At 37.1% G+C, this 8617-nt stretch carries 8 protein-coding genes; 1 reads left to right on the top strand and 7 read right to left on the bottom strand.

Features of this window, described 5'->3' with window-relative positions; genetic code table 11:
• Positions 1-50: 50 nt before the first annotated feature.
• From PLH43_RS12075 to PLH43_RS12065, 3 genes are all read right to left on the bottom strand, one after another.
• Complete coding sequence (locus PLH43_RS12075; RefSeq protein ID WP_324363451.1) at positions 51-476, bottom strand: hypothetical protein; 426 nt, start codon at positions 474-476, stop codon at positions 51-53.
• Positions 477-694: 218 nt separating this feature from the next.
• Positions 695-3001 (bottom strand): phage/plasmid primase, P4 family, encoded by a 2307-nt coding sequence (locus PLH43_RS12070; RefSeq protein WP_324363449.1) that lies wholly within the window; start codon positions 2999-3001, stop codon positions 695-697.
• 54 nt (positions 3002-3055) lie between these two features.
• The gene (locus PLH43_RS12065) at positions 3056-4045 is read right to left on the bottom strand and encodes a hypothetical protein (RefSeq protein WP_324363447.1); all 990 of its coding nucleotides are present in this window, start codon (positions 4043-4045) and stop codon (positions 3056-3058) included.
• A gap of 9 nt (positions 4046-4054) precedes the next feature.
• Between PLH43_RS12065 and PLH43_RS12060 the strand changes: the two genes are divergently transcribed.
• Entirely contained in the window at positions 4055-4177 is a 123-nt protein-coding gene (locus tag PLH43_RS12060) for a hypothetical protein (RefSeq protein ID WP_324363445.1), read from the top strand.
• A 37-nt stretch (positions 4178-4214) separates the two neighbouring features.
• On the opposite strand, the gene PLH43_RS12055 is transcribed toward PLH43_RS12060, so the two are convergent.
• From PLH43_RS12055 to PLH43_RS12040, 4 genes are all read right to left on the bottom strand, one after another.
• Positions 4215-5414 carry a hypothetical protein gene (locus PLH43_RS12055; RefSeq protein ID WP_324363443.1) on the bottom strand — a complete coding sequence of 400 codons (1200 nt, stop codon included), beginning with the start codon at positions 5412-5414 and terminating at the stop codon, positions 4215-4217.
• Positions 5415-5417: 3 nt separating this feature from the next.
• Positions 5418-5636 carry a helix-turn-helix domain-containing protein gene (locus tag PLH43_RS12050; RefSeq protein ID WP_324363441.1) on the bottom strand — a complete coding sequence of 73 codons (219 nt, stop codon included), beginning with the start codon at positions 5634-5636 and terminating at the stop codon, positions 5418-5420.
• Between the two features lie 202 nt (positions 5637-5838).
• Positions 5839-7029 (bottom strand): hypothetical protein, encoded by a 1191-nt coding sequence (locus tag PLH43_RS12045; RefSeq protein ID WP_324363439.1) that lies wholly within the window; start codon positions 7027-7029, stop codon positions 5839-5841.
• 187 nt (positions 7030-7216) lie between these two features.
• Positions 7217-8401, bottom strand: coding sequence for a site-specific integrase (locus PLH43_RS12040; protein WP_324363437.1), 1185 nt, complete (start codon positions 8399-8401; stop codon positions 7217-7219).
• Between the last annotated feature and the right edge of the window lie 216 nt (positions 8402-8617).

The following is an 8617-nucleotide window of genomic DNA, read 5'->3' as shown; positions in this document are numbered from 1 at the left end:
CAGCGGCCAGATCTGGAAAAAGAATCTCGCCGCTGACCCATTTTTAAACATCACTTTAAAATATTTTTCTTAATATAATACCCTATCGCAAATAATACTACTTTTTTAAGTCTTTTTCTCCATTCATAAGAGTAATCACAATAACTTTTCTTTCCACAATCTAGTGTCATCATTAGCTTATTCATATCTCTAAAAATTTTTTTTAAGGCCTCATCTATCTTATCAGCAATTAAAGATTTTAAAAAATTTTTGTTACCATTGTCAGAATTAATAAGAGTACATATTATAATCAATCTTGCAATGTCATTAATGATTTCAGTATCATTAGATATATGCAGTGATTCACATACACTTTTGATGCAGGACTTGTGGACCCCAGTAACTTTGTTTACCTTTATTATAAAGTCGTCAGGGTATACAAAATCCTTGCTGTTCAATATTTTATTCGTTGAATCAGATAGTTTTAATATATTCATAATTTATACCTCCTTTTTCATGTGAATTCATTTCAGGTCTGGTATCAGAAACAGAACTGACCCAGAAAAAGATCAGAATTATTTTTAAAAAATATATAAGGGAAAAAAGGGAAAAATTATTTATTTTTATTTTTTTTATTATTAAAAATAAAAATATAAATAAAAATATAAATATACATTTTTTCTTCCCATTCTTCCCGGGTATGCGACCTGTAGAGCTACTCATTGCAAGTCCTTTCATGTTCATCAACTTTAGGACTGTCCGTTAGTGTTTCCTGGACCAGGTTCTTTTTCAGTCCTATTCCGCTCCATTTCCATCCTTGTGTTTTAGAGTCCCTTTTCTGGGTATATCCTCGTTCTTTTATTTTTTCATTGAACTCTTTTTTACCAATTGATTTCAGCTTTTTATAATTGCTCCAATTTGTGTAGTTCTGAAAGAGTTCCTTTGTTCCCACATATTCCGTTGGTCCGACAATACATTGATCTGCTATATAGTCTGCAAAATCGTCCATTATGTATTTGTAATAATTTGTTTCTTCCAGAACCTCTTTCGGCTCCTGAAGACCTTCTCTCTGCCACTCCATACATCCTTCAACAGCCCAGGAAAGAATACCTGGAAGTTCCTTTTGGAGTTTTTCTAAAAGATTCTTATCTCTCTGATTCTCTGAAATGGTGACGTTGAAAGGAATGAGCCTGATTCTTCTCCAGATGCCTGTATCAGCCCCTATGATGTTAGGCTTTTTATTGACCGCGAAGAAGACCTTGAAGGTTGGGAAGAATTCGAAGTACTCCTTGTGAAGAAGCCTTACGGTAATAGGTTCGCCTCCTGTAATCTGTTTGACGAGAGATTCTGAGAGGGTTACGTTTCTTTCAGGTTCAGAGGCTGTAACAAAACGTGATCCGCAGAGCCTTGCGAGGTCGTTTCGTATTGTAGAGTTCAGCCTGTAGATGAAGGAATCGAATTCTGCATTTTTGGCATAATCCGCAAGAACCTTCCTGATGATCTCCAGAAGGGTTGTTTTGCCGTTCCCGCCGATACCGAAGAAGATAAAAATGCACTGCTCAATGGTGGTTCCGGTGAGAGCATACCCAAAAATTCTTTTGAGATAGGATACAAGGTCGGTGTTTCTTCCCATGATTGTGTAAAGAAATTCAAGAAACTGTGGACATTGGGCGTCTGCATCATATTCAATAGGAATCAACTTCGTGATCAGGTGTTCTCTTCTGTGGGGATGCAATTCTCCTGTTCTCAAATCAAGGGTTCCGTTTTGACAGTTTAGAAACCATGGGGATGTGTCAAGTTTGTCAATATCTATTGCCACTTTCGGGTCGCTCTGAGCCAAAGTAATCATGGCGTTGATCCTCTGGTGCATTGATGATTTCATGGCATGTTTCTTGAGTGCATCAGCGTGTCTGGGGTTTAATTGTGAATATTTGGCGGATTCGATGAATATTTCTTTTACGGTCTCCTTTGCCAGTTCAGTGATCCTGCTTGTAACGTCAAGGCTGAACCTCATAGTGTCCCAGATGTACCATGACTTTACCTGATGGGAATAGCGGATGTCTTCCCCGTATTTATTGACTAGACGCTCTGCATTTCCAAGGTCGGTAAAACTTTTTGTATCCGTCTGGTATTGTTGAATGTTTTTGACGATTTGTAAAATCTCAGTATCGGGAAGAGGGGGTGTACAATGGGTTGTGTTTGTTTCTGAGAGAAGATTTGTGATTTTGTCTTTCGATAGCCCCAGTTGAACAAGTTTTCCTGCGATAGCTGTGAGAGTGTTGTTTCTGGTGCCTTGTTGGATGAGACCGGGGGGAATATTTTGTATTGCTTCAGTTGGTGCGGAAGGTAGAGGGATAAAATTAAAATCAGTTATAGAATATCTATTGTCTTCATAAGTCAGTATGGTCACTAAGACTGGATCTCCTTTTCTATTATATGTTCCTGGAATTCTGAGTAGCCTTGCGAGGTCTGATGTTTTATCGATGTGATAACCATTTTGTCTAGCTATGTTGATGACACTGGTCTGAAACTGGTCTGATAAAGACGAAATGAGATGTCTGTCATGTTCTTTGCTTATCAGATATGGTTCTTTAAAGAGCCAGTATACATGAATGCCACCGCCAGTGAAAATAATTAGGGTTGGAGTTAATGCAATTGACTCTTTAAGGAATGATAAAGATGTTTTCAGATCAGGGAATAGATTGTCTTCTATGTGGTGACCACCCTTAATGTCTATGTCCAGCCAGAAACCCGGGACCGCAATGACTCCTTTTTCACTTCCCCTTCTTCCTGGTAAAGGTGATTCTTTTTGCAGGCATACCTCATAGTAGACGTCATGTTGATTTGTAAGTTCACAAATCTTATCTACCATTTTGTTGAGCTCGTTTATATGGAAGGTAAATGTTCTATTATCGGGTTTTATAAATATGTTTCGAAAACCATCAATATGGGCGTTGTTGTTGATTATTGTGAAATAATTCGAAATAAGCTTTTTTTGATCTATATTGTTGTTATGTTGCATTGCTTAAAACCTCCTGATTTGGTCTCACCCCATTATAGGGTGGTGTTTTTAGTGCTATTTACAATTTTGTCTCCAAAGCGCTTCCAGACCTTTATGCGAAATCGTATCTTTTATTTTATCTGCAATTTCAAGGTAACGACAAATCTGTTCAATTTCTTCATTGCGACTGCCTTTTGTCCTTGCAAAAAGGTATCTTTTCAGCTCGCTGACGGAATCTGCATGTTCAAAGGCTTCTTGGCAAAACTTGTCGATCACAAAAAAATTGTGCCGTTCAAGAAACTCTCTCTTTTGTGAATATTCCAAATCCCGTATTTCTCCCAGGTTTGCATATTTCTGGCACCATTCGCAGTCGCAGCTGAGCGGTGCGCTTAGGACACTCCGATCAACAAAGATGTCTTTTCTCAGCCTTAATGATTTTAGATTATAGCGGAACAGATAATACTCCCATTTACTGTACAACCTCCATGAAGTCGCATCATAAGTAATAACGTCGAACCAATGTCGAGCTGCATATGCGCAGACGACAACCATGCCGAAGGCAGTTGTACCAAGGATATGACATATTTGGGTTTTTCCGGTCAGATAAATCTTTAGTAAAAATAAAATAAGCTTTATTGGATTAAGGTTTCGCCGTGGACAAGAAAATCCGTCAATCTTATTCATCACCCTTTGAATATCTTTCAAAAATATCGAGAATTGTTGCAGGTCATAGACCTGAAGCGGCACCAGAAGTGCCATGTCAATATTCTTACAATAAATTTCTTTTAGCTCGACTGTCCGTATGCAGTTCAGGACATTAAATGTGTGGACTGCCATCCATTGATACTCCCTTTCGGGGTCTGTGGAAACTTTCGGCGCGATTTTGTCCAAGCTAATCATGACATCCAGCTGTAGTTTCCTCTGGATTCGAATAGCGTGAACAGGAGTCAAATTAAAGTAGTTTCCATAATAATTTCGAGGATTGCTCATATCATAAACAATTGTCTTTCCTTTTTTTGCAGCGTTCATTGCGCTAAACGCCCCACAGTCAAGAACAGTCTTCACGGAGGGATTGTGCGACTTCACCCAGTTTATAATGTTTTTAGTCTGCCGAAAGATACCAAGGGTAGCACCAGTATCAACGGCGTTGACGAGTATGCCTTGAGGGAATTGGGAGGGCAGACTTTTTATGTCTAGCCCGGTTCCTGAAATAACGTGGATCAATTCTCCCATTTTACATAGCCTTTCTTATTGCCATATCAATTGTTGTTTGTTCGGCAATTTTATTGAGTTCAATGGAAATGTCGAGTAAAGATTGCGCAATCTCTCTTATGCCTCTTTCCAAGACCGTTGCTGTTTCCTGTGCCTCTGAATACAAGGCAAGCTTCTTGCTGAGTTCTTTGAGTTTTATAAGGATATTGTCCATGCCGATTTGTTCATTAACAATGTCATCGTCGGGAGTTTTTTGATTTTCCAAGTCATCATAGGCAGTTTCTTCTTCAATCGTTTCAGATTCCTCTTCCATTAATTCTATCAAGTTATCAGGGGTTTCATCCTCTTGATTTGAAGTTTGAGGTGAATTTTTCTTTTCAATTGATAGAGGGGGGGCTTTTTTCTTTTCATCTTCTTCCATGAGCCATTTAAGAACATGTTTTGAAACGATTTCTGTAATCTTGTCATAGGGTGTTTTTACTTTATTAAGCTCCTTTATAAGTGCTGTTTTTCTTGCCTGGATTGATTCGAAGAACTCCTTTTTCTTGTCTTTTTCTATTATTTTATTGAAGGCTATATCATCTATATGTATACCGTATGACCTATAATTGACCATTGTAGATCTCTTTTTGTGATATTTTTCAGCCAAGTGCTCAAGGATATCGATTTTGTCATTATTTGGTTGAATACCTCCTTGTTTTTTTGTCATATAAATACTGGGTATTTTCTGCAATATATCGATTTCTCTTGAAATATTTCTGATTTTTTCCGCAAAGATTGTATCCCCGTTATCTGATAAAAGCCTGCTGTCGATTTTGCTTATTTCGAGTGCTTGAGAGCATGATTTGTCTGTATAAAGAACTCTAGCCCTTATGAAGGCCAAGCCATCAGTTTCAGCTGCCTTGACCAAATCAGCACCATCTCTTAGATAATAGCTATCTGGAGTCCTTATAACAACAGGATGCACTGATTTAAAGGGTAATTTATAATCGGGAACATTGATCCTTTTAAGAGTACCTATCTCGATGTCTTCGATTTCCTCTTTGCAGAATTTCAGTTCAAGATCGTCGAGTGTGAGCATCTCACCGGTGGGTGTGATCATCAGTACGTTCTTTGCTGTGGCTTCTTTCATTACGATATCTTTCTTTTCAGTATTGTCCACCATCTGTTTGTCGGTGGATGCTTTTAATGTATTGTTCGTTATGTATTCTTTCGGTTCCATTTTTTATTCTCCTCCTTTTGTATTGTTTTTATTTGATACACTGTTAACGCTGATTTTGTGTAAACTCATGAAATTGTTTACATCTTCCAATAAGTAACGAACACTTTTGCCGATTTTGTAGTAATTAATACCCTTTCTCAAGCTACGGTAGTTTCGCAGCGTGAAAACGCTCATCCCAATAATTTTACTAACTTCATTTTCCGTTAAATATTGCTTTTCCATTTGCTCACCTCCTTTCTTTTATGCTTCTATAAGAAAGGGGCTAATTTTGTCTTCGCTTTTGCGAACGAAAAATTCGCTGAGGAAGGAAAAGAAACAATTGATAGTTGGGGGTTAGCTTTTTTCGGATTGTAACGTTGCTATTATTTGTTTAAGTCAGTTTGAAATGACTGAACTGAAATAGCCATTTATGGCATTTGGATGTTTATGGGTTTATCTTCCAATCAGGCTCATTAGACTTAAACTTGCAGTTTGCGCCGGTAGTTATGTGATTATCCAGGTAGGTTTTTAGCTTTGGCATTATCTCGCCGATATGTTTTTTTGCATTAACAATATGCTTATAAACGAGCTTTCTTGCTTTTTCTACTTCAGGGTTTTTGGCGGAGTATTTGTTTGTCAGGAAGACCTGAGTACCTTTCTGGCGCACCAGATATCCATACTCCTTCCTAACATATTCTTTATAATATTCTAATTTCTTTGTTATTTCTTTAATTTTTTTTGTGTCTTTGCTTTTTCTTGCGGATTCCAATTCTTTTAACAACTTATTTCCTATTTCCCTAATTTTATCAATATCATTTTTATCTAGCTTATCTACATTTACATTCTGTTTAAAAAAATGTAGCTCATTGTAATCGAAGGAATCTTCTTGACTATAATCGTTTTCTTCTTCTTCAGTTTTTTTCATGTTTACATTTTGTTCAAGTAAATCATCAGCAGAGTTGCCTTTCACAAATCTCACTAAATCAAGGACGTGAATTTTTTGATTTGGATATTTCAACAGTTGAACGACATAATATATACACTCTCTGTGCTTTAGTAACTTTGTTATTCCATCAAAAGTTATCTCCCAAGACTCTCCTCGAAGTACAAAAGCTCCTCTATATGACGGCATATCTGCGAGGAAGGAATCATCCTGCATGATTGATGAACCTCTGATAACATTTATTTTGTTTGTTTTTTCATATTTTTCTATATCCTTAATACGGAAGAAAGACTTTTTTAGTTCGTCAAAAATAGGTATACAGTCTTCCTCCCGTTCGGGCAATTCATAATAATGCCAACACGTTGGAGCATCTTTCAATTCGCTCTTTAGGCTATTCACTTCATCCTCGATTTGATCATATATGTAGTTTTCCTCCTCCCTAGGGATAACCTCTTTCTCATAGCCTCCATCCTGCCACTCATAATCAACCCATACTATCTGAGGAATATTTGCCATCTCTAACTTATCCTCCAGTCTCTTCAATTTCTGAAGTTTTGCATAAACGTCAGGGGGAGGTTTAGGTTGTCCTAACTGATCATATGGCTGAAGGTTGTTTTTGACATGATCAAATAGCTGGAAAGCCTTGATCTGCCAGCGTTCCAATAACTCTTGTCCGGTCAACCAATTTGACATGCTTGCCTCAATGTAGTTTCAAAAGTAAAAATTTTACGGGTTATAAAAAAATATTTTGAATTTCTATCGCAATTCCAAATTTTTAAATATTTATAAGTATTGATATATTTTATCATATTTTATTTTGAAAACGTTTGCTTATAAAAATTCTAACATCCGTCATCAGTGTAATGCTTTCAATTTAAGCCTATTCAATTATTCTCATTCCAATATCTTTTACTTTCAGTTTTTCAGTTTCCGACTTTTCTTCTTGTCCTGCAGCAATCTCGTTTATAATATCACCAGCAAGATTGGATGCTTGTCGTAAAGTTTCATCTCTTAAATGGGCATATCTCTGCGTCATTACTGGACTCTTATGTGTTAAGAGTTTCTGAAGAGTGTACATATCGACTTTCCCAGATGAGGCAAGCATGCTGGCGTAAACATGGCGGAGACCGTGGAGAGGTCTAAAGCCTACTGGCAATTCTGCACGTTCTCTAATTTTATTTATCCTTTTACGTATTTCGGTAAACGGCATTCCTTTGTTATTAACAAAAATGTATTCATCTGACAGTTTTGGATGATTATTAAGCAGTTCGCTTGCAGGTGCATTGAGAGGCACAATCTGACTTTTTCCTCCCTTAGGTTTGCGAATATAAATGAAGCCTTGCTCAAAATCGATATCGTTCCATTTAAGTCGAAGGATTTCACTTTTTCTCATACCAGTGTAAAGCGCCAAAAGCATAATGTGGGATGCTTGTATATCGGTGCTTTCAGTTATAACTTTAAGCAATTTTTTTAGCTGCTCCGGACTGAGTTGCTCCGTAACAATGTTATCAACTATTGGCATTTCCAATTGGAAACTTAATCCACTACAAAGCTGCTTTCTCACGCCAAAATTGATTATCCTCCTTAGTAAGGCTAATACATGTTTTGTTGTTTGTGGCGCTTTTTGATCAAGGCTTCGACGCCGTAAACGGTCTAAATCAAGAGGTACAATTTCTGACGGTTCTTTTGTAGCGAAGAATGGCTCAATGTATTTCGCATATCTACTATTATCGGATGCTCTGGATTTTGAATTATGGGTGTGCTCTTTATAAGATTCCCATAAACGTGCTATAGTCCATTTACCTTGAGCTGTTTCGGCAGCAAGCTTTTCTGCTTCGCGTCTTTCAGCATTGCTTTCTTCCACACCTTCTATTCTTTTTGCTCTAATAACAGCAGCTTTTGCAGGAGTCATGTCATCTTGGAATTGTCTACCAGCTTTTTCCTCTATTAGCTTACCTTTTTTTCTATAAATAATATAGTAGATACGTTCACTACCGCGAGCTCCTTGACCTTCAATATATACAACACCTGGGTATTTTGTTTTGTTACGTTTCTTAGTTGGCATATAACTCTCCAAGATGTATTTTCATTCCCAACAGTATTCCCAACATTAAGTTTGATATTACATGTAAAATATAGTAATGTCAAGTAAGTATTTATAACTGTATTTAATATATTTTAGTAATATATGAAAAATGAAATAAAACAATGTAAATGATATTTTTCGGCCTCCGGAGCCAAAAGTCGCAGGTTCAAATCCTGTCGGGCGCGCCACTTTTTC

The organism is Acetivibrio sp., from assembly GCF_035371925.1.
GTDB lineage: Bacteria > Bacillota > Clostridia > Acetivibrionales > Acetivibrionaceae > Hungateiclostridium.
The sequence above is the reverse complement of the archived record's forward strand: the minus strand, read 5'-3'. Positions and strand labels throughout refer to the sequence as shown.

Coding starts and splice junctions, on each gene's coding strand:
- PLH43_RS12055 (WP_324363443.1), bottom strand. CDS start 5,414: ATGGAACCGAAAGAATACATAACGAACAATACATTAAAAGCATCCACC.
- PLH43_RS12045 (WP_324363439.1), bottom strand. CDS start 7,029: ATGTCAAATTGGTTGACCGGACAAGAGTTATTGGAACGCTGGCAGATC.
- PLH43_RS12075 (WP_324363451.1), bottom strand. CDS start 476: ATGAATATATTAAAACTATCTGATTCAACGAATAAAATATTGAACAGC.
- PLH43_RS12040 (WP_324363437.1), bottom strand. CDS start 8,401: ATGCCAACTAAGAAACGTAACAAAACAAAATACCCAGGTGTTGTATAT.
- PLH43_RS12050 (WP_324363441.1), bottom strand. CDS start 5,636: ATGGAAAAGCAATATTTAACGGAAAATGAAGTTAGTAAAATTATTGGG.
- PLH43_RS12070 (WP_324363449.1), bottom strand. CDS start 3,001: ATGCAACATAACAACAATATAGATCAAAAAAAGCTTATTTCGAATTAT.